Genomic DNA, 26,973 nt, shown 5'->3' on the forward strand with positions numbered 1-26,973 from the left:
TTACTCAGTCGTCGGAATCTCGACGCTGACGTTCGGAACGAGACGCGGGAGGACGAACCGGTCGATCGCCGTGCGCGCCTGTTCGGGGGCATCGTTCTGTCCCAGCGAGATTCGGCGTGCTCGCGCCGAGTGAATGACGTCAGTCAGTAGCTGGGAGAACTCCATGGCGTCGACCTCGGCGAAGGTCCCGTCGTCGATTCCCGCCTGAAGTACGTCCGCGAGTCCGACGACCATTCCCTCGTAGTGTTCGTTGAACAACTCCCTGTGAGTCTCGTTGTGCTGGGCCTGCGAGAACAGCTCGTGATATACCGTCATTCGCTCCCAGTGGTCGAACCCGTCGATATCCGGGCCGAACATACACTGGTCGATCCTGATTCCGAGGTGGTCCCAGTGGTCCTCGGCGTCGATCGTGTCGTCGTCTTTGTACTGGGCGATGACGTACTCCAGAAACGACGAGATCAGTTCGTGTTTGCTGTTGTAATGATAGTGGATCACTGGCCGGGTCATCTCGAACTCCTCGCCGATATCGCGCATCCGGAGGTCGGCGTAGCCGTGCTTGCTGAGTGCGCGGAAGGTCGCCTCCATGATCGCCTCTCGCGTCTCCTCCGAGGAGGTTCGCCCATCGGGACTGCTCATGTAGGACGAATCGCGACTCGAAGGCTTATACTCACTGTCGCGAGGGACCTACCAGATGGTAAAAGGTATGTGGCTGTACGTCTCATGGTGGGCCATGAGTACCAGTGGCGAACACGAGGCGAAACGATGAGGCTCGGACAGTTCGAATCGGCGGCGAGTACTGCACCGTGGGCGGGCGTCGAGAGCGAGGGGGACGTCGTCCGACTCGACGAGGCGGCCGACGCCGCCGGTGTCTCGCTCCCGGCGGACCTTCGTAGGATCCTCAGCGAATGGGAATGGAGTGAGAAGGTCGATCTCGCGCTCGCCCACGCCCTCGAAACCGGAACCGGTCTCTACGACCGGGCGAAACTCACCCAGCGCGAGCCGATCACCGACCCACAGAAGGTGATCTGTGTCGGACTGAACTACGCCGATCACGCCGACGAGGGCGGGTTCGACGCGCCCGACGAACCGGTCCTGTTCTCGAAGTTCCCCCAGTCGATCGTCGGCCCCGACGAACCGGTCGAGTGGGACCCCGAACTCACCTCGGAAGTGGACTACGAGGCCGAACTCGTCGCCGTGATCGGCGAACGGGCGCGAAACGTCGACGAGAGCGAGGCCTTGGAGTACGTTGCGGGCTACACGGTCGGCAACGACGTTTCGGCACGTGACCTCCAGATGGCCGACGAGCAATGGGTCAGGGGCAAGAGCCTCGATACGTTCGCACCCCTCGGACCGGACCTCGTCACGCCCGATGAGATCGACGATATCGACGCCCTCGACATCTGGGCGGAGGTCAACGGCGAGCGACTGCAGGACGCGAACACCCGCCATCTGATCTTCGATATCGCCGACCTCGTCGCGTTCTGTAGCCGGGCGTTCACCCTCGAACCGGGCGACCTGATCTACACGGGCACGCCCGACGGCGTGGGCTACTTCCGCGAGCCACAGGTCCTCCTCGAGGACGGCGATACGATGACGATCGGTATCGAAGGAATCGGCGAGCTGACCAACACCTGCCGGCACACCTGAGACGATGGCGCAGTATCCCACTCGACGACCGACGGATCGCGATCACCGTCCCGACGAGGCTGCGGCCGACCTCCCGGCCGAACTGACGACCATCCCGTGGATCGATATCCACAACCACGCCCACACGCTCTCGTGGAACGACCGCGAGAAGTTCGCGCTGAGCGGCTGTCATTCGATGGTGATGATGGCCGCCGCCTACTACTGGACGCCCTACAAACCCGTTGGGCCCGAGGACGTCCGCTACCTCTGGGACGACGCGCTTGCCCGCCTCGGGCCGATCCGCGACGCCCACCCCTTCGACGCCTCGCTCGGGATCGGGATCCACACCGGCGCGCGCGTCGAGAACTACGAGGAACTTCTCGACGTGATGCCCGAGTACTGCGAACTCGACGAGGTGAGCGCGGTCGGCGAGATCGGGATCACCGAATCACAGCACGTCTCCGGGTGGGATCTGGACGGCCAGAAGGACGTGACCCGCCGCCAACTGGCGATCGCCGCCGACCACGATCTGCTGGCGATCCTGCACACGCCCGCGGACCTCAGGGACGTCGAGTTCCCCGACCGGGTTCACGGCTCGATTCCCGGCTACGAGGTCGACGCCTCGCTCGGAACCGAGCCGGTGCTTACGGGCGAGAACCCGAAACGCGAAGCGATCGAGATCGACGTCGGTCTCGCCACGGAGGCGGGATTACCCGAAGAGCGGATGGTGCTTTCACACGCCGACAAGACGGTCGCCCCCTACGTGCTCGAACACACCGACTGTCAGCTGAGCTTCACCGTCAGCTATCCGTGGCTGCTCGGCGTCGAACCGCACCACGTCGCCGAGGTCGTCGCCGAATACGGCCCCGAACGAATTCTCGTTGAAACGGACAGCGCGGGCATCCTTCGTAGCGACGTCTTCGCGTTCAAGCGAACGGTCTTCGAGTTGTACCGAATGGGCCTCGACGTCGAGACGATCCGGCAGGTCGTCTACGAGAACCCCCGCGAGCTGTTGGGTTGACCGGGGTCGGGGGACGATCCACGGGGGACGATCCGTGCGGTCGGGTCGGTGGGTGGTGCCATGTCGTATGGGGTAACATTATTCATACCCCCCGGCGTATGGTGGCTCATGCGATTCGTTATTATCGGTGCCGGTAGGGTCGGGTTGCGCACGACGCGCGTGCTCTCGGCGGAGGGCCACGACGTGGTGCTCGTCGAGCGCGACGCGGATATGGCGGATCGCGCCCGGACGGAGGGCTACGAGGTCGTCGAGGGCGACGGCTCCCGGGAATCGATCCTCGAGGAGGCCGGGATCGACCGTACCGATGCGCTCGGCGCGCTCACGAGCGACCTCAACGCGAACTTCGCGGCGTGTATGATCGGCAAACACTACGGTTGTCGGACGATCCTCCGGATCGACGAGGACTACCGCGAGGGGATCTACCGGAAGTACGCCGACGAGGTCGACGAGATCATCTACCCCGAGCGGCTGGGCGCGATCGGCGCGAAAAACGCGCTTCTGGGCGGGGACATCCGCGCAGTCGCCGACATCGCCCAGAACCTGCAGGTGGTCGAACTTACCGTTCAGCCCGACTCGCCGATGAAGGGCTATACGATCAGCGAGATCTCGTTGCCCGCCGACGCGACGCTGCTCGCGTTCGGGAAAAACGACGGTCCGCTGACGATCCCCTCGCCGGACGAGTCGCTCGAAGCGGGCGATCGGCTCGCGGTCCTCGCGGACTTCGAGGTGCTCGACGACGTCCGGCAACTGGTCGTCGGCACCACCGAACGCGCCCCCGCAGGAGGTCTCTAAACATGGTCACAGCATACGTCATGGTCAAAGCGAACACGGGAGAGGCGGATCGACTCAAGGACGCCATCGAGGACATCAGCGGGGTTTCGGAGGCCCACATCGTCGCCGGGGACGTCGACATCATCGCCAAACTCGGCGTCGACTCCCCGGCACAGGTAAAGGAGATCTCCGCCGACGGCATCCAGGGGATCTCCGGCGTCGAGGACACCCGCACCTACATCGCGATGGACTGACCCTTACGTGTCGTCGTAGTTCCGGCTCGCCCGATCCAGCAGCGACGCCGCCGGTTCGCCGTACTCGTAGCCCGGGACGATCCCCTGGACCCACGTCCCCTCGACGTACTCGGTCAGCGCCTTCGCGTTCTCGGCGGCGCGCTCGGGGTTCGCACTCGAGAAGGCCATCTCGACGCGGACCTCGCGTCCGTCCCGGGATACGTCCGTGTCGATCGATTCGAGACCGGTCGTGACCCCTTCGGGGTCGTCGAGACGGAGTGTCAAGGTGTCGAACCAGCCGTCCTCGACGACCCCGGCGACCGTCTCGCCCTCGACGACGGCGTCCAGCGTCGGCACCCGGACCACGACGCGATAGCGCGTCTCTCCGTCCTCGTCGTCGGTCTCGACGACCGCCTCGAACGGGGTCGTCGTCAGTTCGTGGCCCGTCGCCGCCGGCTCGTAGGCCGCGTGCCCGGTGAGCGCGTCGTCTGGATCGGTCATGGTCGAACCGAGGGGACCGGCGAGTAAGGGGGTTACGTTAGGCGGTCTCGTCGTCGGGCTCTCTGGCTGCCCCCATCGCGTCGACGTCGTAGCTGTCGCGTTCCTCGATCGCCCGGAGGTGCTGATCGATCTCGGCCTCGATGGCCTCGGCGCGTTCCTCGTCGACGCTCCCGTCGTCTTCGAGCGCGGCGAGTTCCTCTCGGGCGCGTTCGAGTCGCTCGTGGGCACGGTCGTCGTCCTCGGTTTCGCTCGCCTCCGCGAGGGTCGTCTCGATCTCGTCGAGTGAGTTCGCCATACTCGATCGAGGATCCCGAGGGTGATGTAGATGGGGGCCGACGCCAGCGTTTTGTGATCCGGTCGTCTACGTCGGCCATGTCGCTACTCGACGGTCGCGTTTCCGGCTCGACGGGTTCTCGGAGGATCGCATGGTAGATCTCCTGTTCTCGGTGGGCGGGTTGCTCTTGGCACTGTTTCTCGTGGTGTTGAACGGCTTTTTCGTGGCCTCGGAGTTCGCATTCGTGCGGATCCGATCGACGGCAGTCGATACCCTCGTCGAGGACGGCCGGACGGGCGCCGACACGCTGGCCGAGGCCGTCGACAACCTCGACGACTACCTCGCGACGACCCAACTGGGCATCACCATCGCCTCCCTCGGGCTTGGCTGGGTCGGCGAGCCCGCGGTCGCGGCGCTCATCGAACCCGTTCTGGAATCGGTACTTCCCGAGAGCGCCATCTCGCTGATCGCCTTCGGGGTCGGCTTCGGGTTCATCACCTTCCTGCACGTCGTCTTCGGTGAACTCGCGCCCAAAACCGTCGCGATCCAGAAGGCAGAACGGATCGCGCTGCTGGTCGCCCCGCCGATGAAGCTCTTTTATTACCTCTTCCTGCCGGGGATCGTCGTCTTCAACGGTACCGCCAATTTCTTCACCCGGCTGGTTGGCGTCTCCCCCGCTTCCGAAACCGAAGAGACCCTCACCGAGGAGGAGATCCTGCTGGTGCTGACGCGCTCGGGCAAGGAGGGCGCCGTCGAAATGGAGGAAGTCGAGATGATCGAGCGGGTCTTCGACCTCGACGACACCGCCGTCCGTCAGGTCATGATTCCCCGTCCCGACGTGGTGTGGCTTCCGGCCGATCTCCCGCTTTCGGGCCTACGCCCGCTTATCGTCGAGGCGGGTCACACCCGCTATCCCGTTCTAGAGGGCGAGAACGACGACGAAGTCGTCGGGTTCGTCGACGTCAAGGACGTGCTCCGAGCGATCGAGCGAGGCGAGGAGCCGACCGCCCGCGACCTCGCGCGCGAGGTGATCATCATCCCCGAGACGGGCCGTATCGACGACCTTCTGGCCGGGTTCCAGCGCGATCGCAGCCAGATGGCCGCGGTGATCGACGAGTGGGGCTCCTTCGAGGGGATCGTGACCATCGAGGACATCGTCGAGGAGATCGTCGGTGACATCCAAGACCAGTTCGACGTCGAGGTCGAACAGCGCGAACCCTCGGTCGAACGCCGTGAAGACGGTGCGTACGCGATCGACGGCGGGGTCTCGCTCTCGAACGTCAACGACGCGCTCGACGCCGACTTCGAACGCGCGGAGTACGAGACCATCGGTGGACTGGTGCTCGACCGGCTGGGACGAGTCCCGGAGGTCGGTGACGAAGTCGCGGTCGAGGGCTATCGCCTGACGGTCGAGGAGATCGACGGGACACGGATCTCGACGGTCGCCGTCCGGGAGCCAGAGGAGCCGGCGGACCCGGAGGGGGAACCGGAGCCCTCGAACTGATCGGTGCAGTCGCTCGCGGTTTGACGTTCGACAGAAATGCGCTGGCTGGGATTTGAACCCAGTCGTTCCGCTCCCTCGCGCTCGCTTCTCTCCCTGCTCAAACCCAGGGTCCCGCATTCACGACTCACGTCGTGGACAGCGCGCCTCACTACCGCTCGCCGTCGCTGTCCGAGTTGTTCGTTGTAGAAATGCGCTGGCTGGGATTTGAACCCAGGTTGTGACCATGGCAAGGTCACGTGATACCACTACACTACCAGCGCCCTGTTGCACTTTCGGGTATTCCGGATAGGAGTATAAGGCTTCCGGATCAGGGACGAAACGCCGGCCCCGAAACCCCGCGAACCGGCGTTCTAGAGAGTGTGAAACCCACACAACCGTCAGTGGAAACGCTACCCTTTTAGGGTCGGATGCGGTACCTTCGCCACAGTCTAGTGCCACGGCGAGAAAGTGGCTGGCATGACCGTCAGCATACTCGTGCCGTCGTCCGTGGTCCGGGAAGCCGAGGACAAACGCGAGGCGACTCGCAAACTCGGCTACGTCGCCCGCGCGGCGACCGTCTTCCGGGCCGACCGCCTGATCGTCTTCCCCGACCGCGATGGGGAACGCAGGTGGGGCGGCGGGTTCGTCGAAGCGGTACTGCGGTACGCCGCAACGCCCCCGTACCTCCGAACAGAGGTGTGGGGGATGCGGGACGAACTGGAGTATGTCGGGGTCCTGCCCCCGCTTCGCGCCGTGTCACGGACCGGCTCCGGATCGAACGGTTCGGGGTCGTTAAGACAGGGACTCGTGACCGAGGTCGGACCTGAAGGGCGCGTACGGGTCAATTGCGGACTGCAACACCCACTCTCCCTCATAACGCCTCCCGGAATGGAGGTCCAGCAGGGGGAACGCGTGACCGTCAGGATATCTTCGCGACGACCGGTCCGTGCAAAGCTCACCGAGGAGCCTGCGGGGCTCGAAGTCGAGCGCACGGACCTTCCGGCAGCACTCGGCCGCCCCGACGCGGGCGTCCGGATCGCGACTTCTCGCTTCGGCGAGGAGCTCACGACCGGACGTCTGCCGGGGCTTTCGGCGCGCATCGAAGCCGACGGAACGACCGTCGCCTTCGGTTCGCCGGGCCGCGGCCTGCCGGACATACTGGACGTGAACGCCGAGGCCGTCGGCGACCAGCCGGCGGACGGTGTCGAACCCGGTTCGGACGGATCCGAACGGTTCGACCTTTGGCTCAACACGATCCCGCATCAGGGCAGCGAGACGGTGCGAACGGAGGAAGCGATGTTCGCATCCCTCGCGTGCCTGACACTCACGGAGTGAGAGTCACATGCCACAACCAAGCAGACCACGCAAAGGCTCGTTAGGGTTCGGCCCACGGACGCGCGCAACCAGCGAGGTGCCGCGCTTTAACTCGTGGCCGGACGACGACGGACAGCCAGCGCTGCAGGGATTCGCCGGCTACAAGGCCGGTATGAGCCACGTGGTGATGGTCAACGACGAGGCCAACTCGCCGCTTGAAGGCACCGAGCAGACGGTGCCCGTCACCATTGTGGAGACCCCGCCCATGCGGGCGGTCGCTCTGCGCGCGTACGAACAGACAGCCTACGGGATGCAGCCCCGTGGTGAGGTCTGGGCCGAGGAGTTCGATGACGAACTCGATCGCGCTCTGGACCTCCCCTCGGAGGCCGACCCGTCGGCCCGAGACGACCTCGAAACGGCGCTCGAAGAGGGCAAGGTCGATGACCTCCGGGTCATCACCCACACCTCGCCCGCGTCGCTTCGGGGCGTCCCGAAGAAGAAACCCGACGTCATGGAGACCCGCGTCGGCGGGGGCTCGCTCGCAGAGCGAGCCGAGTTCGCGTTCGGCCTGCTCGACGAGGGCGGGGAACACGAGGCGACAGACGTGTTCCGCGCCGGCGAGTACCTCGACGTCTCGGGCGTCACGAAAGGAAAGGGCACCCAGGGCCCCGTCAAGCGCTGGGGCGTCCAGAAGCGAAAGGGCAAACACGCCCGCCAGGGCTGGCGCCGACGCATCGGCAACCTCGGCCCGTGGAACCCCTCGCGCGTGCGCTCGACGGTCCCCCAGCAGGGCCAGACCGGCTACCACCAGCGCACCGAACTCAACAAGCGCCTGCTCGCGCTCGGCGAGGAGGACGACGTCAACCCCGACGGCGGTCTCGTCAACTACGGCGAGGTTTCGGGCCCCTACACGCTGATCAAGGGCTCGCTGCCGGGGCCCGACAAGCGGGTCCTCCGGTTCCGCCCCGCGATCCGGCCGAACGACCAACCGCGACTGGACCCCGAGGTCCGGTACGTCTCGACCAGTTCGAACCAGGGATAACCCATGCAAGCAACAACACTCGACCTGGACGGCGAGGAGGCGGGCGAGATCGACCTGCCGGAGGTCTTCGAGACGACCTTCCGGCCGGACCTGATCAAGCGCGCCGTGCTGGCCGCTCAGGCAAACAGACAGCAGGACTACGGCGCGGATCCCTTCTCGGGCAAGCGCACCTCGGCCGAGTCGCTCGGCACGGGTCGCGGGATGGCCCGCGTGCCCCGCTCGAACGGACAGGGCAAACGCGTGCCCCAGGCCGTCGGCGGCCGGCGGGCACACCCACCGAAAGCAGAGAAGGACCGCACGCTCGATATCAACACCAAGGAACGAAAGCTCGCGACCCGAAGCGCCATCGCCGCGACGACGGACACGGACCTCGTCGCGGAGCGCGGTCACCGCTTCGGTGAGGACGTCTCCTTGCCGCTAGTGGTAAGCGACGAGTTCGAGGAGCTCATCAAGACCAAGGAGGTCCTCTCGTTTCTCGAATCGGTCGGAATCGCCGACGACATCGAGCGCGCCGAGGATGGCCGCTCGGTCCGTGCGGGTCGCGGAAAGACCCGCGGTCGGAAGTACAAACAGCCCAAGTCGATCCTCTTCGTCACCTCCAGCGAGGCCGGCCCGTCGAAGGCCGCACGCAACCTCGCCGGCGTCGACGTCGCGACCGCACGCGAGGTCAGTGCCGAGGACCTCGCGCCCGGGACGCACGCGGGTCGACTGACGGTCTGGACCGAAAGCGCGATCGAGGAGGTGGCGGGTCGATGACGATCCAGCACCCCCTCATCACGGAGAAGGCGATGAACGACATGGACTTCGAGAACAAGCTCCAGTTCATCGTCGACATGGACGCGACTAAGCCACAGATCCGTGAGGCCATTGGCGAGCAGTACGACGTCGCGGTCACCAAGGTAAACACGCAAGTAACCATGAACGGAACCAAGAAGGCGACCGTCCGACTCTCCGAGGACGACGACGCACAGGAAGTCGCCTCCCGAATCGGGGTGTTCTAGATGGGGCGACGAATCAGAGGCCAGCGGCGTGGCCGGGGTGGATCGGTGTTTCGCGCACCCTCCCACCGGTACAAAGCGGACCTCTCCCACCGACGCGCGGAGGACGGGGACGTGCTCACCGGGACGGTCGTCGGCATCGAACACGACCCCGCACGCAGCGCGCCCGTCGCGGACGTGGAGTTCGAGGACGGCGACCGGCGCCTGATCCTCGTTCCCGAGGGCGTGGGCACCGGCGAGGAGATCCAGATCGGCATCAGCGCGGAGATCAAGCCCGGTAACACCCTGCCGCTTGCTGAAATCCCCGAGGGAGTTCCGGTCTGTAACGTCGAGTCGAAAGCCGGCGACGGCGGTCGATTCGCGCGGGCGAGCGGCGTCAACGCGACGCTGATCACCCACGACCGGGACGCCGCAGTGGTCCAGCTTCCAAGCGGCGAGGTCAAACGGCTCTCACCCGAGTGTCGGGCGACGATCGGCGTCGTCGCGGGCGGCGGACGGACCGAAAAGCCGATGGTCAAAGCCGGGAACAAGTACCACAAGATGAAAGCGCGCGGGAGCAAGTGGCCCCGCGTCAGCGGCGTTGCGATGAACGCCGTCGACCACCCGTTCGGTGGCGGCGGCCGCCAGCACCCCGGGCGGCCCAAAAGCGTCTCCTCGGACGCACCGCCGGGACGGAAAGTCGGCGATATCTCGTCGAAACGGACGGGCCGAGGTGGTAACAAATGAGTTCATCAGATTACAGGACCGGACAAGAAGGCGAGTTCACCTTCCGCGGTCACACGGTCGACGAGCTGCAGGAAATGGAGCTCGAGGAAGTCGCGGAACTGCTGCCCGCACGCCAGCGGCGAAGTATCGAACGCGGTCTCTCGACGGAAAAGCAGAAACTGCTCGAGAAGGCCGAGGGACGCGATTCGGAGGAGAGCGCGAACAACCCGATCCGCACGCATCTGCGCGATATGCCGATCGTGCCGGCGTTCGTCGGCAAGACGTTCGCCGTCTACAACGGACAGGAATTCGAGCGTGTCGAGGTCCGCCCTGAGATGCTCGGGCATTACCTCGGCGAATTCCAACTCACGCGCCAGTCCGTCGAACACGGACAGGCCGGGATCGGCGCGACCCGCTCCTCGAAGTTCGTGCCACTGAAATGAGGTGACCAGAATGGGAATCAGCTACAGCGTGGACGCGGACCCGGAGAAAACGGCGAAAGCCATGCTCCGAGAGCGTCCCATGAGCCACAAGCACAGCAAGGAGGTCGCCCGCGAGATCAAGGGCAAGACCGCCGGCGAGGCCATCGAGTACCTCGAAGCGGTCGTCGCCGAGGAGCAGTCGGTCCCCTTTAAATCGCACAACAGCGGTGTTGGCCACCGTAGCGACGTCGACGGCTGGGACGCCGGTCGCTACCCGAACAAGGTCTCGAAGGCGTTTCTCGACCTGCTCGGAAACGCCGTCGGGAACGCCGACCACCAGGACTTCGACGCCGAGTCGATGACGATCATGCACGTCGCCGCCCACAAGGTCGGCGAGAGTCCGGGCCGAAAGCCCCGCGCGATGGGGCGTGCAACGGCGTGGAACACCCCACAGGTCGACGTCGAACTGATCCTCGAAGAACCGGAGGAGGAGAACTAATGGCAGACGAACACCAGTTCATCGAAAACGGGATGCAGCGCTCCCAGATCGACGAGTTCTTCGCGACGGAACTCGAGCGCGCCGGCTACGGCGGCATGGAGGTCGCAAAGACCCCGATGGGGACCCAGATCGTCCTCAAAGCCGAAAAGCCCGGTATGGTGATCGGCAAGGGCGGAAAGAACATCCGCAAGGTGACCCGCCAGCTCGAGGAGCGATTCGACCTCGAAGATCCCCAGATCGACGTTCAGGAGGTCGACGAACCCGACCTGAACGCCCAGATCGTCGCCGACCGACTCGCGAACGCCCTCGAACGAGGGTGGTACTTCCGCAAAGCCGGTCACACCACGATCGACCGGATCATGGACGCCGGAGCGCTGGGCGCGGAGATCGTCCTCTCGGGCAAAGTCACGGGCGCGCGCTCGCGCGTCGAGAAGTTCAACCGTGGCTACGTCAAGCACAACGGCGAGCCCGCCGAAGACATCGTCGATAAGGGTCTCGGCACGGCCGTGATGAAACTCGGCACTATCGGCGTCAACGTCAAGATCATCCCGCCGGGTGCACAGTTGCCCGACGACTTCGAGATCCACGACGACGCCGAGGTCGAGGACCTGATCGCCGAGACTGCCGACACCGACGAGGGCGTCGAGGAGATCCTCGACGACGTCGCCGACGACGTGCCCGAGGAGGACCAGGTCGCCGAAACCGCAGACACCGAGGGCGAGGTCGAAGCGACCGAGATCGACGAGGAGGTCGTCGAAGAGGAACCCGTCGACGAGGAGACCGTCGAGGAGAGCAGCGAGGAGGCCGAGGACGAGGAAGACCTCGAACTCGAGGAGGACATCGAGGCCGAAGCGGCCGAACTCGTCGCCGAGATGGAAGCCGAAGAGGAGGGGGAGGGCGATAACTGATGGCCATCCTTCACCCCGCGGAGATCCGCGACATGACGCCCGCAGAGCGCGAGGCCGAAGTCGAGGAACTCCGGACGGAGCTGCTGAACATGAAGGCCGTGCAGGCCGCGGGTGGCGCACCCGAGAATCCCGGACGGATCGGGGAGCTCAAGCGCACGATCGCCCGCGTGAAGACGATTCAGGGCGAGGAAGGCGACGACACCGACAGCACCGAAGCATAACCGAACCATGGCACTCACACCCGAGACCATCGCGCGACACGAACTCAACGGCCTGTGCGTACGGGTCGTTGCTGCCGATAGTCCCGACTCCGTCGGGATTGCCGGCCGTGTCGTCTCCGAGAGCGAGAAGACTCTCGTGATCCGCGATACTCGGGACAAGCGAGTGCCGAAATCGGGCACGACGTTCGAGTTCCGACTCGACGCCACAGATGAAGCCGCGGGTCCCCGCAAGGGGGCCGAGACCGCCGGGAAACACGCACGCGACCCGGTGGCTTACGTTACGGTGGATGGCGACAGACTGCTCTCACGACCCGCCCGACGCACCGAAACCACAGGTGATTCACCATGGCGATAGGATTAGACGTAGAAACACCACCAGAACCGGACGATCCGGACTATGATTACGAGAAGTGTCCGTTCTACGGCGAGCTTCCCGTTCGAGGACAGGTCCTCGAGGGAATCGTCGCGAGCGCGGACATGGACAAGACCGTGATCGTCGAGCGAGAGTACGACGTCTTCGTACCGAAATACGATCGGTACATGAAGCGTCGATCGCGCGTCCCGGCCCACGTGCCGGGCGTGCTCGATCACGTCTCGGTCGGCGACCGCGTGAAGATCGCAGAGACACGCCCCCTCTCGAAGACGAAAAGCCACGTCGTGGTCGAAGTCACGGCGGACGAGCTCGAGCTCGGCCCCGTCGACCCGACGGAGGCGGCCGACGAGGCAGAAAGCGAGGACGGGGACGTAACCACCGAAGCACCAGCGGGTGAGCAGTGATGGAGGCGCTGAAAGCCGACGTCACGAAGGGCCTGTCGAAGGGCGCGCTCATCAACTGTGCGGACAACAGCGGTGCCCGCGAGCTGAAGCTGCTCAGCGTCTCGGGCTACTCGGGCGTGAAAAACCGCCAGCCACAAGCGGGAGTCGGTGATAAGGTCACCGTCTCGGTCACGAAAGGGACCCCCGAGATGCGCCGGCAGGTCCTCGAAGCGGTCGTCATCCGCCAGCGGAAATCGATCCGCCGGCCCGACGGCACGCGCGTAAAATTCGAGGACAACGCGGCCGTCATCGTCGACGATGCGGAGGACCCCCGTGGGACCGAGATCAAAGGCCCGATCGCACGCGAGGTCGCAGAACGCTTCGGCAGCGTCGCCAGCACGGCGACGATGATCGTATAGAACCATGAGCAAGCAACCACGCAAACAGCGAAACGACGCACAGAACGCGCCGCTGCACGAACGACACAAGCAGCTGCACGCGACGCTCGACGGCGACCTCCGTGAGGAACACGGCACCCGTCGAACCCGCGTCAACGTCGGGGACACCGTCCAGATCATGCGCGGCGATTTCGCCGGCGAGACCGGCGAGGTCGTCGCGGTCGATCTCAAACGTGGCGTCGTCCACGTCGAGGACGCGGTCCTCGAGAAGGCCGACGGCGAGGAGGTACCCCGACCGATGGAAGCGAGCAACCTCCGGATCACGGCGCTCGACCTCGAGGACGAAGTCCGCGAGGCGCGACTCACGGGTGATACTGAATGAGCAGACACCAGAAACGACTCTCGGTGCCGGACTCGTGGCCGGTCGAGCGGAAAACCGCCACCTACACCGTCAAGGCCCGTGCGGGGCCCCACGGTGAAGAGGGCGTTCCGCTCTTGATCGTGCTACGGGACGTACTCGGGTACGTCGACTCGAAGAAGGAGGCAATGTACGCCACGAACGAGGGCAACGTCCTCGTCAACGGCGAACCGGTGAGCGACGTCCGGCGTCCCATCGGGATGTTCGACATCCTCGGGTTCGAGGAGCGCGAGGAGTTCTACCGCGTGTTCCCCGACGAGGGGGGCCGGCTCGCGCTGACACCCATCGAGGAGGGCGACGCCGACGGCAAACTCGGCAAGATCGCCGATAAGCGTCAGGTCCCCGGTGGCGAGACCCAACTGCAACTGCACGACGGGCGTAACCTGCGCGTCGACGACGGCACGCAGTACTCGCCCGGCGACTCGGTCGTCATCGACTGGGACAACGAGATCCTCGCACACTTCGTCTACGAGGAAGGTGCGCTGATCACCGCGGTACAGGGCCAGCACGCCGGCGACATCGGACGCGTCGAGGAGATCTCCGTGATCGAATCGAGCGCGCCGAACACCGTCACCGTCGAGACCGACGACGACGGCTTCGAGACGATCGCGGAGTACGTCGTCGTGATCGACGAGAACTTCGTGAGCGACGAGGGAGGTGCTGAGGAATGAGCGAGAGCCAACAGGAAGCCGAAGGCGAGTTCCACGAAATGCGCGAGCCCGTCGTCGAGAAGGTCGTCGTCCACATGGGCGTCGGCACCGGCGGGCGCGAACTCGCGAACGCCGAGGAGATCCTCGAGGAGATCACCGGCCAACAGAGCGTCCGGACGGAGGCAAAACGGACGAAACCCGAGTTCGGGATCCGTCAGGGCGACCCGATCGGCGCGAAGGTCACCCTCCGCGCCGAGACCGCAGCCCAGTTCCTCGAGACCGTACTCCCGCTCGCGGAGATCTCGGGCAACCAGTTCGACCAGACGGGCAACGTCAGCTTCGGGATCGAAGAACACACCGAGTTCCCCGACCAGGAGTACGACCCGAACATCGGGATCTTCGGGCTCGACGTGACGGTCAACCTCGTGCGCCCGGGCTATCGGGTGAAAAAACGCGACATCAGGTCTCAACAGATCCCGTCGACCCACCGACTCGACGCGGCGGCGGCGATCGCGTACCTGAACGAGGAGTTCGACGCCGGTATCGGCCAGGAGGACACGAATGAGTGAATCAGAGACGGAGACGGGCGAGCACGCCACGAAACGCACCGGCCAGCTCGAAGCTTGCCAGCGCTGTGGCCGCAAACAGGGCCTCGTCGGCAAGTACGACATCTGGCTGTGTCGACAGTGCTTCCGCGAGATCGCCCGCAACATGGGGTTCAAGAAGTACAAATGACGACGAGTGATCCGTTCAGTAACGCGCTCTCGGGAATCGACAACGCCGAGGGTGTGGGACACCTGACACACACGATACAGCCCGCTTCGAACCAGATCGGCTCCGTGCTCGAGGTCTTCTATGACCGCGGGTACATCGACGGCTTCGAGTTCGTCGAGGACGGCCGAGCAGGCACGTTCGAGGTCGAACTGAAAGGCGCGATCAACGAGTGTGGCTCGGTCAAGCCCCGCTATTCGGCGGGCGCAGACGAGTTCGAGCAGTGGGAGAAGCGATACCTCCCCGCCCGTGACTACGGGACGCTCGTCGTGACGACCAGCCACGGCATCATGAGCCACTACGAGGCCCGCGAACAGGGCATCGGTGGCCAGGTGATCGCGTACGTCTACTAACAATGCCACGAACAGAAATCACACTACCCGACGACGTCGACTGTGAGATCGATCACCTCGACGTGACGATCGCGGGGGCCGACGGCGAGGTCACTCGCCGTCTGTGGTACCCCGACGTGACCGTCCGAGTCGAGACCGTCACCGAAGCGGTCGAAACCGACCAGGGCGAGACCGACGACCGGGAGGTCGAGGCGGTCGTCATCGAGAGCGAGACCGACGACGCGAAGACCAACGCCACGATCGGCACCTTCGAGAGCCACGTACGCAACATGGTACAGGGCGTGACCGAGGGCTGGGAGTACCGCATGGAGGTGCTTTACTCTCACTTCCCGATGCAGGTGAACGTCGAGGGCGAGGAGGTCGTCATCGAGAACTTCCTCGGCGAGCGTGCCCCACGGCGGACGACGATCCGTGGTGACACGCGTGTCGAGGTCGACGGCGAGGAGGTCGTCCTCTCGGGGCCCGACAAGGAGGACGTCGGCCAGACGGCCGCGAACATCGAACAGCTCACACGCGTCAGCGGCAAGGACACACGGGTGTTCCAGGACGGCGTGTACATCACCGAGAAACCGAAAGGAGGTGCCTAAATGGCCGACAACGAGACCGAACTGACCGACATCAGCGGTGTCGGCGACTCGAAGGCCGACGCGCTCCGCGCGGCCGGCTACGAGGACGTCGAGGACGTCAAGGCTGCAAGCCAGGACGACCTCGCGGAAGTCGAGGGGATCGGAAACGCGCTCGCAGCGCGGATCAAGGCCGACGTCGGCGGTCTCGAGGTCGACGAAGAGACCGAGGCGGAGGTCGAAGACGAGGGTCGAGAGGACGCAGACGAGGAGGCCGAAGACGTCGAAACGGATCTTCGACCCCGCGGCCTGACCGAGAAGACGCCCGAGCTCGACGACGAGAAGGCGCGTCTGCTCGGCGAGCGCGCACGCGTCGGCAAGCCGGCGTTCAAGCGCCAGGACTACCACAAGAAAAAGCGCACGCCCGAGTCGTGGCGTCGCCCCCGTGGTGGCCTCTCGAAGCAGCGCCGACGGTTCAAGAGTCGCGGTCCGGTCGTCGAGGCCGGCTTCCGAACGCCCACCGAGGTCCGCGGACTGCATCCCAGCGGCTTCGAGGAGGTCCGCGTCGAGAACACGTCCGACCTCGAGGGAGTCGACGGCGACCGACAGGCGGTGCGGATCGGTTCCTCGGTCGGCGCACGCAAACGCGAACGCATTGAGGAGGAAGCAGAGAGCGCGGGCATTCGCGTTCTCAACCCCACCTACGTCGAAGTCGAGGTAGACCGATGAGCGACCTGAAAGCACAGAAACGACTGGCGTCCGACGTACTGGACGTCGGGAAGAACCGCGTCTGGTTCGATCCCGAGGCCCAGGGCGAGATCGCCGACGCGATCACGAGAGAAGAGATCCGCGAGCTGGTCTCCCAGGGTCTGATCCAATCGAAGGAGGCCCGGAGCAACTCCCGCGGTCGAGCGCGCGAGCGAGAGGAAAAGCGTGCCTACGGCCACCAGAAGGGAGCGGGCAAACGCCGGGGGAAAGCCGGCGCCCGACAGAACGAGAAAGACCAGTGGAAAGACCAGATCAGAGCACAGCGACGGAAACTGCGCGAACTTCGCGACGAGGGCGAGATCGACTCGACCCAGTACCGCGAACTGTACAACAAGTCCGGCGGCGGGGAGTTTCGCAGCATCCGGTACATGACGAACTACATCGACAGCGAATACGGTGACGAATAATGGCAACAGGACCACGATACAAGGTGCCGATGCGGCGTCGGCGCGAAGTCCGAACCGACTACCATCAGAGGTTGCGCCTGTTGAAATCCGACAAGCCCCGGCTCGTTGCTCGACCGAGCAACAAGCACATCAGGGCGCAGCTGACCACGACCAGTCCGGAGGGCGACGAGATCCTCGCAAGCGCACACTCCAGTGACCTCGCCGAGTACGGCTGGGAGGCACCGACGGGCAACCTGCCCGCGGCGTACCTGACCGGCCTTCTCGCGGGGACCCGCGCGGTCGAGGCCGGCCTGACGGAGGCCGTATTGGACATCGGCCTGCATACGGCGACGCCCGGCAACAAGGTGTTCGCCGTCCAGGAGGGCGCGATCGACGCGGGACTCGATATCCCGCACAACGACAGCGTCCTCGCTGACTGGGATCGGACTCGCGGCGAGCATATCGCCGAGTACGCAGAGAGTCTCGACGAGTCGCTTTACAGCGGCGAGTTCGATGCAACGACGCTTCCCGAGCACTTCGATTCGGTTCGGGAGACCATTATGGAGGACTAACAATGGCACGAAACAACGGATGGGAGCCCGTGACACGTCTCGGCCGACTCGTCCGCGACGGCGATATCGAGACGATGGACGAGGCGTTGAACTCGGGACTACCGCTGAAGGAGGTCGAGGTCGTAGACCAGCTCCTTCCCGGTCTCGAGGACGACGTACTCGACATCAACATGGTCCAGCGGATGACCGACTCGGGTCGCCGGGTCAAGTTCCGCTGTGTGGTCGCCGTGGGCAACCGCGACGGCTACGTCGGCTACGCGGAGGGCCGGGACGACCAGGTCGGCGGCGCCATCCAGAAGGCGATCGGTATCGCGAAACTGAACATCATCGACGTCTCGCGGGGCTGTGGGTCATGGGAATGTGGCTGCGGTCGGCCCCACACCGTCTCGCTGCGCACGACCGGAAAGGCCGGTAGCGTCGAGGTCGAGCTGTTGCCCGCGCCGCGCGGGCTCGGGCTTGCGGGCGGGGATACCGTCCGTAGCGTCCTCGAACTCGCCGGCATCGAGGACGCCTGGACCCGGTCGTCGGGCCAGACTAGAACGACTGTAAACTTCGCGAAGGCGACGTTCAACGCGCTTCGCAACACTGCCGAGGCCCGCGTCCCCGAACACGCCGCCGCCCAGCGCGAGGTGATCGAGTGATGCAGGCGGTCGTCCAACTGCGCGGCGAGGTCGACATGAGCTATGACGTCGAGGACACCCTCTCGATGCTCAACCTCCACCGGGTCAACCACTGTGCGTTCGTTCCCGAACACGAGACGTTCCGCGGGATGGTCGCGAAGGTCAACGACTACGTCGCCTACGGCGAGCCGAGCCAAGAGACCGTCGAGACGCTGCTCCGGACGCGCGCAGAGCCCGACGAGGGCAGCGGCGACATCGACGACGAGTGGCTCGCGGACAACACCGAGTACGACTCGGTGGCGGCACTCGCCGAGGCGCTGCTCGAAGAGGAGACGACGCTCAAAGAACAGGGGCTGACGCCCGTGCTCCGCCTGCACCCGCCGCGGGGCGGCCACAGGGGGCTCAAGCACGTCACCGCCGAGGGCGGTCAGCTGGGCAAACACTCGACCGAGGGGATCGACGAGCTCCTCGTCGCGATGCGATAACCATGACAAACAAGAAAAAACGCCAACGCGGTTCGCGGACCCACGGCGGCGGCACCCACAAGAACCGACGGGGCGCCGGCCATCGCGGTGGGCGCGGTGCCGCCGGACGCAGCAAGCACGAGTTCCACAACTACGGGCCGCTCGGCAAACACGGCTTCAAGCGACCCGAAAAGGCAAAAGAGACGGTCCTCACGATCGACGTCCAGAAGCTCGACGAGGACGCGGCGATCTTCGCCGCCGACGGGCTCGCCGAGGAGACCGACGGCGGCTACAGCCTCGACGCCCGCGATATCGTCGAGGACGGCTACGACGCCGACGCCGTCAAGGTGCTCGGCGGCGGCCAGGTCCGCAACGCCCTCTCGGTTACCGCGGACGCCTTCTCGGCGAGCGCGGTCGAACTCATCGAGGAGAACGGGGGCGAGGCGGTCGTCTCCGAGCGCGGTCAGGTCGACGAAGAGGAGGAGCCAGCCGACGATGGCGAATCAGAACCGGAAGATATTGAAACAACGGCTGACGAAGCGTAATCAATGAGTTGGAAGGAAGCCGCCGAACCGGTTCTCACACGAATGCCTGGGGTCACCCGCCCCGAGGGGCACGTCCCCTTCAAGCGCAAGCTGGCGTGGACCGCGGGCGTCCTCGTGGTGTACTTTTTCCTGACCAACGTCTACCTGTGGGGGCTCCCGTCCGCCGAGGCGGGTCAGGACATCTTCGGGCAGTTCCGCTCGATACTGGCCGGCAGTCAGGGGACGATCCTGCAGGTCGGGATCGGACCGATCGTCACCGCGAGCATCGTCCTGCAACTGCTCGGCGGTGCCGGGTTGTTAGGTCTTGACACCAACGACCCGCGCGATCAGGTGCTCTATCAGGGCCTCCAGAAGCTGCTGGTGATCGTAATGATCGCCCTGACCGCGTTCCCGATGGTGTTTCTCGGCGGTTTCCTTCCGGCGAGTCCCGAACTGGCCGCGACCTACGGCCAGACGACGGTCCAGACGATCATCTTCGCACAGGTCTTCGTCGGCGGGATCTTCGTCCTCTTTCTCGACGAGATCGTCTCGAAGTGGGGTGTCGGCAGTGGGATCGGGCTGTTCATCATCGCCGGCGTGAGCCAGCGCCTCATCGGCGGACTGTTCGCCTGGAGCGGGCTTCCCGGCGAGGCCGGGATCGTTCCGACGTGGTTTTCGATCCTGCTCGGGCAGGCGTCTTTCCCCTCGTTGCTGACAAGTGAGGGGCTCCAAGAGCTGTTTCTGGGCCAGGGCGCGCTGTTGGCGATCCTCACCACGATCTTCATCTTCGTCGTGGTGGTCTACGCCGAGTCGGTTCGCGTCGAGGTGCCGCTCTCGCACGCCCGCGTGAAGGGCGCTCGGGGTCGGTTTCCCGTAAAACTGATCTACGCGAGCGTCCTGCCGATGATCCTCGTTCGTGCACTACAGATGAACGTCCAGTTCGCCGGCCGGATCCTGGACGCCCGCTGGGCGGGGATGCCCGCGTGGCTCGGTGTCTACAACAGTCAGGGCCAGCCCACGGGCGGATTGTTCTACTACCTGAACCCGATCCAGGCCCCCGAGGAGTGGATGTGGTGGCTCGGCGAGGCCAGCCAAGCCGTCTGGCAGATCATGCTCCGGGTCGGGATCGACCTCGCCGTGATGGTCATCGGCGGGGCGGTGTTCGCGATCTTCTGGGTCCAGACGACGGACATGGGTCCCGAGGCGACTGCCAGACAGATCCAGAACTCGGGGATGCAGATCCCCGGCTTCCGTCAGAACATCGGCGTCTACGAGAAGGTTCTGGGACGATACATCCCGCAGGTGACCGTCATCGGCGGGGCGCTCGTCGGCCTGCTCGCGGTGATGGCGAACATGCTCGGGACCATCGGCGCGGTCTCCGGCACCGGTTTGTTGCTTGCGGTCTCGATCACCTACAAGCTCTACGAGGAGATCGCAGAAGAGCAGATGATGGAAATGCATCCCATGATGCGCCAGATGTTCGGAGACTAACGCCTATTATCTGGGCCTCTGTCGAACCAGTATGGCCGACGTCAACGACACGGGAAACGTGCTCGGGCAGCTCCAGAACGCTTGGCGAAACTTGGACGCTGCCACTGTCGACCCCCACGACGAGCAAGCGGTCGATGCCTTTGTCGCCGATCGTTACGACCAGCACCCCTCGAGTGCGCAGATGCGCATCCTCGAATCGGAGTCCATCACCCAACGCGAGCGTGACGCGATCGCCGATTTCGTCGACCATCGCGAGCACGTCGAGGACCGCGCCGAAACGACGCTGATCTCCGACCTCGGCAACCTCCGACGAGCGGCTGCGTGGAGCGACACCGAGCTCGTCGAGATGGATATGCGTGACATCCGATCGCTGCTTCGGCATCTGTTCGCCCCTTCGGATCGCGGTGGGCGGGGCCTCGACCCGGATGGAACAGCAGCGTTTGGCTACAAGCGCACATTGCGCTTGTTCTTCCGCTTTCTCAACGACGAACCTACCTACGACGAGTTCGACTTCGCCGAACGGATCGAACTCCCTGATGTCTCGCCCGAATCGACCGACGTCAGTGACGAGAAGATGCTCTCCACTGACGATATCGCGGCACTGAAGGAGGCCGCCTACGGCACTCGCGATCCCGTCCTGATCGAGTTCCTCGCCGACGTCGGTGGACGAATCTCGCTCGTCTCGCAGCTGCGATATGGCGACATCTACGACATCGAAACCGACCGCCCCTACTTCGTCCCCAACGAGAGTGGACTCGCTCAAAAGTCGGTGCCCGTCGACCAGTATCCGATCATGAACAGCCGCGCAGAACTGCGGGTCTATCTCAACCGCTATCACATTGACCGCCGAGACGACGCGCCCCTCTGGCCCGTCGACCAGCGCCACTACGATCATGACGATCCTAGCTCTGGAGCGGTCAGTGGCGATCGCATCCGCGATATGCTCAACGAGTGCGCGTCTCGGGCTGGCATCGAGCGGACGGTCCACCCGCATATGTTCCGCCATACTGCCGCGACTCGACTCTCGTCGTCTGACCGCCTCACGCCCCAGGAGATCGTCCACGTGATGGGCTGGTCCGATGACCGAATGCTCGAGATCTACGACGAGACGACCGCCGCAGAACGCAACGAGGGCATCCATCACGCTCTCGGGTTCGCCGACGAGCCCGATGACTCGGATACGCCCCGGAGTAAGCCGGTCCCGTGCACGAACTGCCACACTGCCCTCTCGCCGGACGAGCGTTACTGCCCGAACTGCGGGACAGCAACCTCGCTCGGCGCTCGTGAGGACATGACTGAACTTCGATCGTCGATCTTCGACCGGGCGATCAGCGAGACCGATGAGGAGGTCGTCACCCTCTTGCGCGATCTCAACACCGCCCTCGATAACGATCCTGAGACACGGCGACTCGTCGCCGACGTGCTTTCGGAATGACTTGCCCCGGCCGTCGAAGCCGAAGCAATTAACTACACTCTCCGCCTTTGTCCGCTTGCTTCCTAGCATCGTGTTATCACCGTAGGAAGCACTGACCCCGGCAGCAACCGGGGTTTCCTTCGGAGAAGGAACGTGCTTCTTAGCTAAATCTATCCCATCCCACTGGCTTAAAACCACCGGATAGGTGTCCGTAGCGTTACGAATCATCGGTTTGCGTCATCTCGTCGTCATTGATAAGTCGCCGTGCGATCTCGCCGAGTCGACTGTCTTCATCTGCCAGCCGGTGCAGCGCGCTCGAGTGCCTCTCTTGGAGCGTATCCCTATCGAGATCTCTGTCTGGACTTTCGTGTTGACTCACTGCGCGTCACCCCAGACGGTCCACAGATGCGCCCGGATCGTCGTCGCGACGACCCTCTCGGCGAGCAGGACGGTTCGGACGACGCCCTCCCGAATCGGGAAGATCGCGAGATAGGGGTACCACACGTCCGTGAGATCCGACTGGCCGAAGATCCGGACCTCCTCACATCGGAAGTACTGCCGGACTCCCTCCCGACCGACGGCAACCGACTCGCGAAGCGCTCGGTCGGGGCTCACCGAATCGTGCGGCGTGCGTTCGTCCCAACGCTCGATCGAGTGGTCGTACTCGTCCCAGCGGAGTTGCGTTCCGGGGACGGGTTGCCCGACAGACGCTGGGCACTCGAGGACAACCGACCTACTCGCCATCGTCGAACACCTCCTCGAACGACGGGCCGGGGAGCATATCCTGCGTAACGCTTCTCGACTGCTCGTTTTGATTCAGTGCTGCCGGCTCGAAGAACGACCACGGCTCGCGGTCGGGCCGGACGGCCACGAGTGGGCGCGCACCGAATGCGAGTGCGTAGCGACAGAGCCCCTCGATCTCCTCATGTGCGAGTGTGACGGACCCTGTCTTGCTGGCCTTGGCTTCGATCGCGTAGACGCGTGCAAGTGGGCGCACTGCACTCGGAACGCCGAGTCGCCCGTTGTACTCCCGCGAGGCAAGCAAATCGGGCCGGTCACTCGCCGTTCCGGCACCGCTGGCCGCGCCACCGGAGCTCACAGATACCCCTCCCGCATCGCGTCGATGCGATCGCGGCGCTCATCGGAATCGAGTAGCTGCCCGCTCGGCTTCGTGAGTCCGAGTTCTGCGAGCAACCCGCGGGTGAAGCTTATCCCACCGAGGGCAAGGCGCTGGTTGAGCGTGACGCAGTTGTCCATCTGCTCGGCAGCGTCCAGGACCTCCCGAAGGGCCCGACTCCCGGCACCGCGGGAGTCATATGCCTCCCGAACGATCGTGTGCGGGTCGTCTCTGAGCCACGCACAACCGTCGTCGGCCTCTTCCGAAAGCTCGTCAACGATCTCGTCGGCGCTCAGTCCGTCATCGAACTCGAACTCGAACTCGAATCCCTCTACGTCGATTTCCTCGCCATTAACGACGACTGAGGACTCGGTGACATCGAACTGGGGGGCATCGTCGCCGGCCTGATCATCCTGACCGTCGCCCATCCCGCTGACCTCGATCTCCTTGAGGAGCTCCCACTCCCCGTCGAGTTCGCTGATCGCATCGCGGACGTCGTCTGGTCGAGCGTCGAGCGATTCGGCGATCCCCTCAACGTGCACCGTCGGATTGTCCTGAATGCCAGCTACGATCGAGAGCTCGAGCCGGACGTCGTCGGGCCCGATCAGGTCGTACTCTTGATTGCTCATGGCTGCATCCACGCCTCCATCGGGACCTGGCTAAATCGCTGCAGGTAATCCATAGCTAGTTCCATGTCCTCGATTTCACCCTCACCGTAGTTCTCATGAAGGAACTCCGAGGTCCGACCAGCCGACTCTGACGGGTCGTCAGTGATTTCATTGGCGTCGAACTGTTCCCACTGACCACTATTGCGTGAGTAGCCGATACTCACGGCACGACCATCCTGGCGGTGATACGTCGCCGCGACGAATCGCACATTCTCATCAGCCCGCCAGCAAATGTCCGGCAGGAACCGGGCGGTCGTCTTCTGGAACAGGACTTCCGCTTCGTCCTCTTCGAGCGGCCGATTTGGAAGCGTGTCAACTAGTCCTCTCATCGAGATCTCTCCTTGTCGGCGTCCGAGTTCTCGACAACGGCTGTTGTGGGGAGTCTGAACGAGACATAATAATCGAACTCGCTCATCGCCCCCAGTTCGTGCCAATCAACCACTGTCACGTGCTGCGAGCTCTTCATCCTCTCAAAACCGGCCTCATAGAACGCGCCGGTGAAGGCGTTCGCTGATCGCTCGACACTGTTTGAGGATGTACCGCTCATCGCGACCCCTCCAGCCCAACGACAACCCGACCGAGCACGTCGACCATCTCACGGCCGAGATCGAGTGCCTCGGGCGCGTACTGGAGTAGCTGAAACAGCAGGATCGCGATCACCGTCAACGCGATCGACGTCACGATAAGCGCGATCGCGATGGCGACAAGCGAATAGGCGGCAGCTCGGATTCGCCAATCTGTCACTTGAACGCTCTGTTCACTTTCGCTGCGGGGTCTCGACTCTGGGGTTGGTTCTGATCGCTTAGACATCGGCTCTCACCTCTGGAGTCGCATCGTCGTGTTCGGTCTCTCCCTCTCTGCTGGCCGCCAAGGTGGGCCCGCCGATCACGATCGCTCGATCGGCACCGGGCCAGCGATGGCTCACGTCATGAACGGGGATCACGTCGAGATCACCCCGGCCATGATTGCCACGAATGCGAGCAGGAGGATCGACATCCACACCGCGACGAACCACGTGATGACCGTTCGTTCGGGGCTCATCGCGACTCACGCTCCTCGATCTCGCGAAGGTCGTTGCAGTTCCAGCAGGGCCGAAATCGAAGGGGCTCTCCACAGGACCGACAGTGCCCGTCGGGAGGGCGTGCAGCGGCCATCACTCCGACCCCTCTTTATCAACGTACACGCGGAGATGACCGGCGTCGAAATCCCCGATCGTGTTGGTCACATCAAGCCCGGCGCTGCGGGCGCTGGCGAACACTTTCGTAGCGTCGATCTTCCCCTCGGCCTCTTCCTCGCACGTCGCGACGAACTCCTCGCCTTCGTCGGAGATCGACACCCCGTCGAGCTTCACTGCCGCTTCGAGGAACTCGGCGTTGCTCACGCCATCTCACCCCCGTCGTCCACATCATCACCCGGCGGCGGGCCGCTCAGGATATCGTCGTGCTCCATCGCGTACTCGACGAGCGTTGTGAGTTCGCGCGCGAGAGCGTAGTTCGGGCCCGTCTCGACCGTCCTGCCCTCTCGATCCCATTCGATCACGTTGTGGGCATCGAGCTTCGGGAGGTGGATATGCCGTAGCGAGCGCCCGATCCCAGCCATCCCGGGGGTATCTTCGTGCCGGGACAGGACGCGAACGAGGTCCGAGACGGGCACTGCATCGCCTTCTGTGAGAGCGCGAAGGATCTGCCGACGGGCCGTCGTCGCGATCACTCCGAGCGCGTCGTCAGTCGTTAGCTTCGGCGCGACACCGTTCATGCCGACTCACCCGTTTTGCCCTCGCCGAGTGCACGCTCGGCGCTCATTGCCAGCGCCGCACCGTTCTTCGCGTTCAGAACGAGATCGAACGCCGGGCCCGGACTGATCGGATCGAGTCGGCGTTCGCCATCACCACCGGCACGAATCACGCCGTGATCCCTGAGCTTCGGGAGGTGGGTCTGGATCAGCGAGACGTGGGCGTTCTGATAATCACTGTAGCTGTGACCTTCGCCTTTCGTCCGAGTGACCAATTCCCGAGCGAGATCTCGCTTGTCCCACTCGCTTCGATCCCGTGCGAGTAACTCGATCACGATCAACCGGCGCTCGTTCGAAAGCAGCATGTAGATATCCGACAGAGAGAGCTCCGTCTCGATGTCGGCCTCAGACATCGTCCTCACCTCCTCGGAGATCGTCGCCACAGACCGAACAGAAGTTGTCCTGGCCCGAGCAGAGATGGCCATGCAGGCAGCGCTGCTGGCCGGAGAGTGGCGTGTCGCTGCTCATCGCCCGACCCCCATGTCGATCGGCCCGCCATCGGCTTCTCGAACGGCGCACTCCAGACACCGAACACCGTCGAAACCATCGGCCGTGCCGAACGGCCCGTCGCGCGTGTCACAGCGCTCGCAGCGCGTCGCGTTCTCTGCCGAGCTGCACTCCCTCTCGCGACGGATATCCTCGGCGAACGCTCGCATCTCGGCCTGCGTGATCGAGGAGTGCTCGCCGTGATCGAGCACCTCGATCCCATCGTGGCGATTGTCCCACGGGATGCCTCGATCGCCGTCGACGTCGGGGCAGTTGTGATGGACGTCCTGTCCTTTCAGATCCTCGAGGACCTCCTCGATCGGCATCTCGATCGGGTAACAGGCGATGACTGCAAGCAGTCGGTGATGGCTGACGTAGACGTCTTCTTTCTCTTGGCCCGGCGTCTCCGGTCGGTACTCGTACGAGCGCCACCGCTCGTAGCCCGCCCCCGTATCGCCGTTCGGCGTCGGGGGCTTGGTCTCGAACCTGGCGTAGGCCATCTGCTGGATCGGTGCGCGTCCAAGGACGTACGGCGGGGATTCGACCGCCGCCATCAGTTCTCACCTCCGTCATCGTCGTCGACGTCCGGTGCGACCGCGCCGTCGAAGGTGAGTTGGCCGCGTGGCCGGCCACCATCGAGCGAGCGCTGCGTGATCTGAAACCCACGCTCGGGTTCGTCCTCGTCCCCGGTCTCGCTGCCGACCGCTTCGCCGTCGGTATCGGAGTGAGTATCACACATGGGAGA

The 26,973-nt window shown here is 64.4% G+C and carries 46 protein-coding genes and 1 tRNA gene; 31 read left to right on the forward strand and 16 right to left on the reverse strand.

What is annotated here, in order from left to right; translation table 11 throughout:
- Entirely contained in the window at positions 1-636 is a 636-nt protein-coding gene (locus HACJB3_RS04800; protein WP_008414492.1) for a TetR/AcrR family transcriptional regulator, read from the reverse strand.
- 126 nt (positions 637-762) lie between these two features.
- On the opposite strand from HACJB3_RS04800, the gene HACJB3_RS04805 reads away from it, so the two are divergent.
- The 4 genes from HACJB3_RS04805 to HACJB3_RS04820 all read left to right on the forward strand — a co-directional run bounded on the left by HACJB3_RS04805 (position 763) and on the right by HACJB3_RS04820 (position 3,672).
- Entirely contained in the window at positions 763-1,647 is an 885-nt protein-coding gene (locus HACJB3_RS04805) for a fumarylacetoacetate hydrolase family protein (RefSeq protein WP_008414494.1), read from the forward strand.
- A 4-nt stretch (positions 1,648-1,651) separates the two neighbouring features.
- Complete coding sequence (locus HACJB3_RS04810) at positions 1,652-2,647, forward strand: TatD family hydrolase (RefSeq protein ID WP_008414496.1); 996 nt, start codon at positions 1,652-1,654, stop codon at positions 2,645-2,647.
- A 108-nt stretch (positions 2,648-2,755) separates the two neighbouring features.
- A complete protein-coding gene (locus tag HACJB3_RS04815; protein ID WP_008414498.1) occupies positions 2,756-3,439 on the forward strand; it encodes a potassium channel family protein in 684 nt (227 codons plus the stop codon).
- 2 nt (positions 3,440-3,441) lie between these two features.
- Positions 3,442-3,672, forward strand: a complete 231-nt coding sequence (locus HACJB3_RS04820; protein ID WP_008414500.1) for an Lrp/AsnC family transcriptional regulator — start codon at positions 3,442-3,444, stop codon at positions 3,670-3,672.
- Between the two features lie 3 nt (positions 3,673-3,675).
- Here the strand turns inward: HACJB3_RS04820 and HACJB3_RS04825 are convergent, their stop codons facing one another.
- Positions 3,676-4,152, reverse strand: coding sequence for a DUF5813 family protein (locus HACJB3_RS04825; protein ID WP_008414503.1), 477 nt, complete (start codon positions 4,150-4,152; stop codon positions 3,676-3,678).
- Positions 4,153-4,189: 37 nt separating this feature from the next.
- A complete protein-coding gene (locus HACJB3_RS04830) occupies positions 4,190-4,447 on the reverse strand; it encodes a hypothetical protein (RefSeq protein ID WP_008414504.1) in 258 nt (85 codons plus the stop codon).
- A 130-nt stretch (positions 4,448-4,577) separates the two neighbouring features.
- Between HACJB3_RS04830 and HACJB3_RS04835 the strand changes: the two genes are divergently transcribed.
- The gene (locus tag HACJB3_RS04835; RefSeq protein ID WP_008414506.1) at positions 4,578-5,930 is read left to right on the forward strand and encodes a hemolysin family protein; all 1,353 of its coding nucleotides are present in this window, start codon (positions 4,578-4,580) and stop codon (positions 5,928-5,930) included.
- 189 nt (positions 5,931-6,119) lie between these two features.
- On the opposite strand, the gene HACJB3_RS04840 is transcribed toward HACJB3_RS04835, so the two are convergent.
- Positions 6,120-6,190: transfer RNA gene (locus tag HACJB3_RS04840), tRNA-Gly, on the reverse strand.
- Positions 6,191-6,386: 196 nt separating this feature from the next.
- On the opposite strand from HACJB3_RS04840, the gene HACJB3_RS04845 reads away from it, so the two are divergent.
- Genes HACJB3_RS04845 through HACJB3_RS04970 form a run of 26 tightly spaced genes read left to right on the forward strand, consistent with a single transcriptional unit; the run spans position 6,387 to position 22,187 of the window.
- Positions 6,387-7,244, forward strand: a complete 858-nt coding sequence (locus tag HACJB3_RS04845) for a putative RNA uridine N3 methyltransferase (protein ID WP_008414507.1) — start codon at positions 6,387-6,389, stop codon at positions 7,242-7,244.
- Between the two features lie 7 nt (positions 7,245-7,251).
- The gene (locus HACJB3_RS04850; protein ID WP_008414510.1) at positions 7,252-8,265 is read left to right on the forward strand and encodes a 50S ribosomal protein L3; all 1,014 of its coding nucleotides are present in this window, start codon (positions 7,252-7,254) and stop codon (positions 8,263-8,265) included.
- 3 nt (positions 8,266-8,268) lie between these two features.
- Positions 8,269-9,021: a 50S ribosomal protein L4 gene (gene rpl4p, locus HACJB3_RS04855; protein WP_008414512.1), complete on the forward strand. Its 753-nt coding sequence runs from the start codon at positions 8,269-8,271 to the stop codon at positions 9,019-9,021.
- A complete protein-coding gene (locus HACJB3_RS04860; protein WP_008414513.1) occupies positions 9,018-9,266 on the forward strand; it encodes a 50S ribosomal protein L23 in 249 nt (82 codons plus the stop codon). The genes rpl4p and HACJB3_RS04860 overlap by 4 nt, the downstream gene beginning before the upstream one ends.
- Positions 9,267-9,989 (forward strand): 50S ribosomal protein L2, encoded by a 723-nt coding sequence (locus HACJB3_RS04865; RefSeq protein ID WP_008414515.1) that lies wholly within the window; start codon positions 9,267-9,269, stop codon positions 9,987-9,989.
- Positions 9,986-10,411: a 30S ribosomal protein S19 gene (locus HACJB3_RS04870; RefSeq protein WP_008414516.1), complete on the forward strand. Its 426-nt coding sequence runs from the start codon at positions 9,986-9,988 to the stop codon at positions 10,409-10,411. The genes HACJB3_RS04865 and HACJB3_RS04870 overlap by 4 nt, the downstream gene beginning before the upstream one ends.
- Before the next feature lie 10 nt (positions 10,412-10,421).
- Complete coding sequence (locus HACJB3_RS04875) at positions 10,422-10,889, forward strand: 50S ribosomal protein L22 (RefSeq protein WP_008414517.1); 468 nt, start codon at positions 10,422-10,424, stop codon at positions 10,887-10,889.
- A complete protein-coding gene (locus HACJB3_RS04880; protein WP_008414518.1) occupies positions 10,889-11,797 on the forward strand; it encodes a 30S ribosomal protein S3 in 909 nt (302 codons plus the stop codon). Before HACJB3_RS04875 ends, HACJB3_RS04880 begins: the two co-directional genes overlap by 1 nt.
- The gene (rpmC, locus tag HACJB3_RS04885; RefSeq protein WP_008414519.1) at positions 11,797-12,018 is read left to right on the forward strand and encodes a 50S ribosomal protein L29; all 222 of its coding nucleotides are present in this window, start codon (positions 11,797-11,799) and stop codon (positions 12,016-12,018) included. Before HACJB3_RS04880 ends, rpmC begins: the two co-directional genes overlap by 1 nt.
- A 7-nt stretch (positions 12,019-12,025) precedes the next feature.
- The gene (locus HACJB3_RS04890) at positions 12,026-12,373 is read left to right on the forward strand and encodes a ribonuclease P protein component 1 (protein WP_008414520.1); all 348 of its coding nucleotides are present in this window, start codon (positions 12,026-12,028) and stop codon (positions 12,371-12,373) included.
- Positions 12,364-12,795: a 30S ribosomal protein S17 gene (locus HACJB3_RS04895; protein ID WP_008414521.1), complete on the forward strand. Its 432-nt coding sequence runs from the start codon at positions 12,364-12,366 to the stop codon at positions 12,793-12,795. Before HACJB3_RS04890 ends, HACJB3_RS04895 begins: the two co-directional genes overlap by 10 nt.
- The gene (locus tag HACJB3_RS04900) at positions 12,795-13,193 is read left to right on the forward strand and encodes a 50S ribosomal protein L14 (protein ID WP_008414522.1); all 399 of its coding nucleotides are present in this window, start codon (positions 12,795-12,797) and stop codon (positions 13,191-13,193) included. Before HACJB3_RS04895 ends, HACJB3_RS04900 begins: the two co-directional genes overlap by 1 nt.
- A 4-nt stretch (positions 13,194-13,197) precedes the next feature.
- On the forward strand, positions 13,198-13,554 hold the full coding sequence (gene rplX / locus HACJB3_RS04905; RefSeq protein ID WP_008414523.1) for a 50S ribosomal protein L24: 357 nt from the start codon (positions 13,198-13,200) through the stop codon (positions 13,552-13,554).
- Positions 13,551-14,261, forward strand: coding sequence for a 30S ribosomal protein S4e (locus HACJB3_RS04910; RefSeq protein WP_013199402.1), 711 nt, complete (start codon positions 13,551-13,553; stop codon positions 14,259-14,261). Before rplX ends, HACJB3_RS04910 begins: the two co-directional genes overlap by 4 nt.
- Positions 14,258-14,809, forward strand: coding sequence for a 50S ribosomal protein L5 (locus HACJB3_RS04915; protein ID WP_013199403.1), 552 nt, complete (start codon positions 14,258-14,260; stop codon positions 14,807-14,809). Before HACJB3_RS04910 ends, HACJB3_RS04915 begins: the two co-directional genes overlap by 4 nt.
- The gene (locus tag HACJB3_RS04920; RefSeq protein ID WP_008414535.1) at positions 14,802-14,975 is read left to right on the forward strand and encodes a 30S ribosomal protein S14; all 174 of its coding nucleotides are present in this window, start codon (positions 14,802-14,804) and stop codon (positions 14,973-14,975) included. The genes HACJB3_RS04915 and HACJB3_RS04920 overlap by 8 nt, the downstream gene beginning before the upstream one ends.
- A complete protein-coding gene (locus HACJB3_RS04925; RefSeq protein WP_008414536.1) occupies positions 14,972-15,364 on the forward strand; it encodes a 30S ribosomal protein S8 in 393 nt (130 codons plus the stop codon). The genes HACJB3_RS04920 and HACJB3_RS04925 overlap by 4 nt, the downstream gene beginning before the upstream one ends.
- A gap of 2 nt (positions 15,365-15,366) precedes the next feature.
- Positions 15,367-15,951: a 50S ribosomal protein L6 gene (locus HACJB3_RS04930; RefSeq protein WP_008414538.1), complete on the forward strand. Its 585-nt coding sequence runs from the start codon at positions 15,367-15,369 to the stop codon at positions 15,949-15,951.
- Positions 15,952-16,656 (forward strand): 50S ribosomal protein L32e, encoded by a 705-nt coding sequence (locus HACJB3_RS04935; protein WP_008414539.1) that lies wholly within the window; start codon positions 15,952-15,954, stop codon positions 16,654-16,656.
- On the forward strand, positions 16,653-17,102 hold the full coding sequence (locus HACJB3_RS04940; protein ID WP_008414540.1) for a 50S ribosomal protein L19e: 450 nt from the start codon (positions 16,653-16,655) through the stop codon (positions 17,100-17,102). The genes HACJB3_RS04935 and HACJB3_RS04940 overlap by 4 nt, the downstream gene beginning before the upstream one ends.
- Positions 17,102-17,653 (forward strand): 50S ribosomal protein L18, encoded by a 552-nt coding sequence (locus tag HACJB3_RS04945; protein ID WP_008414542.1) that lies wholly within the window; start codon positions 17,102-17,104, stop codon positions 17,651-17,653. Before HACJB3_RS04940 ends, HACJB3_RS04945 begins: the two co-directional genes overlap by 1 nt.
- Before the next feature lie 2 nt (positions 17,654-17,655).
- Positions 17,656-18,294, forward strand: a complete 639-nt coding sequence (locus HACJB3_RS04950; RefSeq protein WP_008414544.1) for a 30S ribosomal protein S5 — start codon at positions 17,656-17,658, stop codon at positions 18,292-18,294.
- Positions 18,294-18,758 (forward strand): 50S ribosomal protein L30, encoded by a 465-nt coding sequence (gene rpmD, locus HACJB3_RS04955; RefSeq protein WP_008414546.1) that lies wholly within the window; start codon positions 18,294-18,296, stop codon positions 18,756-18,758. The genes HACJB3_RS04950 and rpmD overlap by 1 nt, the downstream gene beginning before the upstream one ends.
- 2 nt (positions 18,759-18,760) lie before the next feature.
- Positions 18,761-19,282 carry an uL15m family ribosomal protein gene (locus HACJB3_RS04960; RefSeq protein WP_008414547.1) on the forward strand — a complete coding sequence of 174 codons (522 nt, stop codon included), beginning with the start codon at positions 18,761-18,763 and terminating at the stop codon, positions 19,280-19,282.
- Between the two features lie 3 nt (positions 19,283-19,285).
- Complete coding sequence (gene secY, locus HACJB3_RS04965) at positions 19,286-20,752, forward strand: preprotein translocase subunit SecY (protein ID WP_008414548.1); 1,467 nt, start codon at positions 19,286-19,288, stop codon at positions 20,750-20,752.
- 31 nt (positions 20,753-20,783) lie between these two features.
- Positions 20,784-22,187: a tyrosine-type recombinase/integrase gene (locus HACJB3_RS04970; protein WP_008414549.1), complete on the forward strand. Its 1,404-nt coding sequence runs from the start codon at positions 20,784-20,786 to the stop codon at positions 22,185-22,187.
- Between the two features lie 354 nt (positions 22,188-22,541).
- On the opposite strand, the gene HACJB3_RS04975 is transcribed toward HACJB3_RS04970, so the two are convergent.
- The 12 genes from HACJB3_RS04975 to HACJB3_RS05025 form a co-directional block, all read right to left on the reverse strand.
- A complete protein-coding gene (locus tag HACJB3_RS04975; RefSeq protein ID WP_008414550.1) occupies positions 22,542-22,910 on the reverse strand; it encodes a hypothetical protein in 369 nt (122 codons plus the stop codon).
- The gene (locus HACJB3_RS04980; protein WP_008414551.1) at positions 22,900-23,265 is read right to left on the reverse strand and encodes a Holliday junction DNA helicase; all 366 of its coding nucleotides are present in this window, start codon (positions 23,263-23,265) and stop codon (positions 22,900-22,902) included. Before HACJB3_RS04980 ends, HACJB3_RS04975 begins: the two co-directional genes overlap by 11 nt.
- On the reverse strand, positions 23,262-23,912 hold the full coding sequence (locus HACJB3_RS04985; RefSeq protein WP_008414552.1) for a hypothetical protein: 651 nt from the start codon (positions 23,910-23,912) through the stop codon (positions 23,262-23,264). Before HACJB3_RS04985 ends, HACJB3_RS04980 begins: the two co-directional genes overlap by 4 nt.
- Positions 23,909-24,280: a hypothetical protein gene (locus HACJB3_RS04990; RefSeq protein ID WP_008414553.1), complete on the reverse strand. Its 372-nt coding sequence runs from the start codon at positions 24,278-24,280 to the stop codon at positions 23,909-23,911. Before HACJB3_RS04990 ends, HACJB3_RS04985 begins: the two co-directional genes overlap by 4 nt.
- Positions 24,277-24,498, reverse strand: coding sequence for a hypothetical protein (locus HACJB3_RS04995; protein ID WP_008414554.1), 222 nt, complete (start codon positions 24,496-24,498; stop codon positions 24,277-24,279). The genes HACJB3_RS04990 and HACJB3_RS04995 overlap by 4 nt, the downstream gene beginning before the upstream one ends.
- Entirely contained in the window at positions 24,495-24,695 is a 201-nt protein-coding gene (locus tag HACJB3_RS05000; RefSeq protein WP_008414557.1) for a hypothetical protein, read from the reverse strand. Before HACJB3_RS05000 ends, HACJB3_RS04995 begins: the two co-directional genes overlap by 4 nt.
- Before the next feature lie 409 nt (positions 24,696-25,104).
- Positions 25,105-25,332, reverse strand: coding sequence for a hypothetical protein (locus HACJB3_RS05005; protein WP_008414561.1), 228 nt, complete (start codon positions 25,330-25,332; stop codon positions 25,105-25,107).
- Positions 25,329-25,706, reverse strand: a complete 378-nt coding sequence (locus HACJB3_RS05010; RefSeq protein WP_008414563.1) for a DUF7344 domain-containing protein — start codon at positions 25,704-25,706, stop codon at positions 25,329-25,331. The genes HACJB3_RS05005 and HACJB3_RS05010 overlap by 4 nt, the downstream gene beginning before the upstream one ends.
- Positions 25,703-26,095, reverse strand: coding sequence for a DUF7344 domain-containing protein (locus HACJB3_RS05015; RefSeq protein ID WP_238532828.1), 393 nt, complete (start codon positions 26,093-26,095; stop codon positions 25,703-25,705). The genes HACJB3_RS05010 and HACJB3_RS05015 overlap by 4 nt, the downstream gene beginning before the upstream one ends.
- Positions 26,088-26,210 carry a hypothetical protein gene (locus HACJB3_RS21000; RefSeq protein ID WP_274378063.1) on the reverse strand — a complete coding sequence of 41 codons (123 nt, stop codon included), beginning with the start codon at positions 26,208-26,210 and terminating at the stop codon, positions 26,088-26,090. The genes HACJB3_RS05015 and HACJB3_RS21000 overlap by 8 nt, the downstream gene beginning before the upstream one ends.
- Complete coding sequence (locus tag HACJB3_RS05020) at positions 26,207-26,782, reverse strand: hypothetical protein (RefSeq protein WP_008414565.1); 576 nt, start codon at positions 26,780-26,782, stop codon at positions 26,207-26,209. The genes HACJB3_RS21000 and HACJB3_RS05020 overlap by 4 nt, the downstream gene beginning before the upstream one ends.
- Positions 26,782-26,967, reverse strand: coding sequence for a hypothetical protein (locus tag HACJB3_RS05025; RefSeq protein WP_008414566.1), 186 nt, complete (start codon positions 26,965-26,967; stop codon positions 26,782-26,784). The genes HACJB3_RS05020 and HACJB3_RS05025 overlap by 1 nt, the downstream gene beginning before the upstream one ends.
- Positions 26,968-26,973 lie beyond the last annotated feature (6 nt).

The organism is Halalkalicoccus jeotgali B3, from assembly GCF_000196895.1.
GTDB classification, from domain to species: Archaea; Halobacteriota; Halobacteria; order Halobacteriales; family Halalkalicoccaceae; genus Halalkalicoccus; species Halalkalicoccus jeotgali.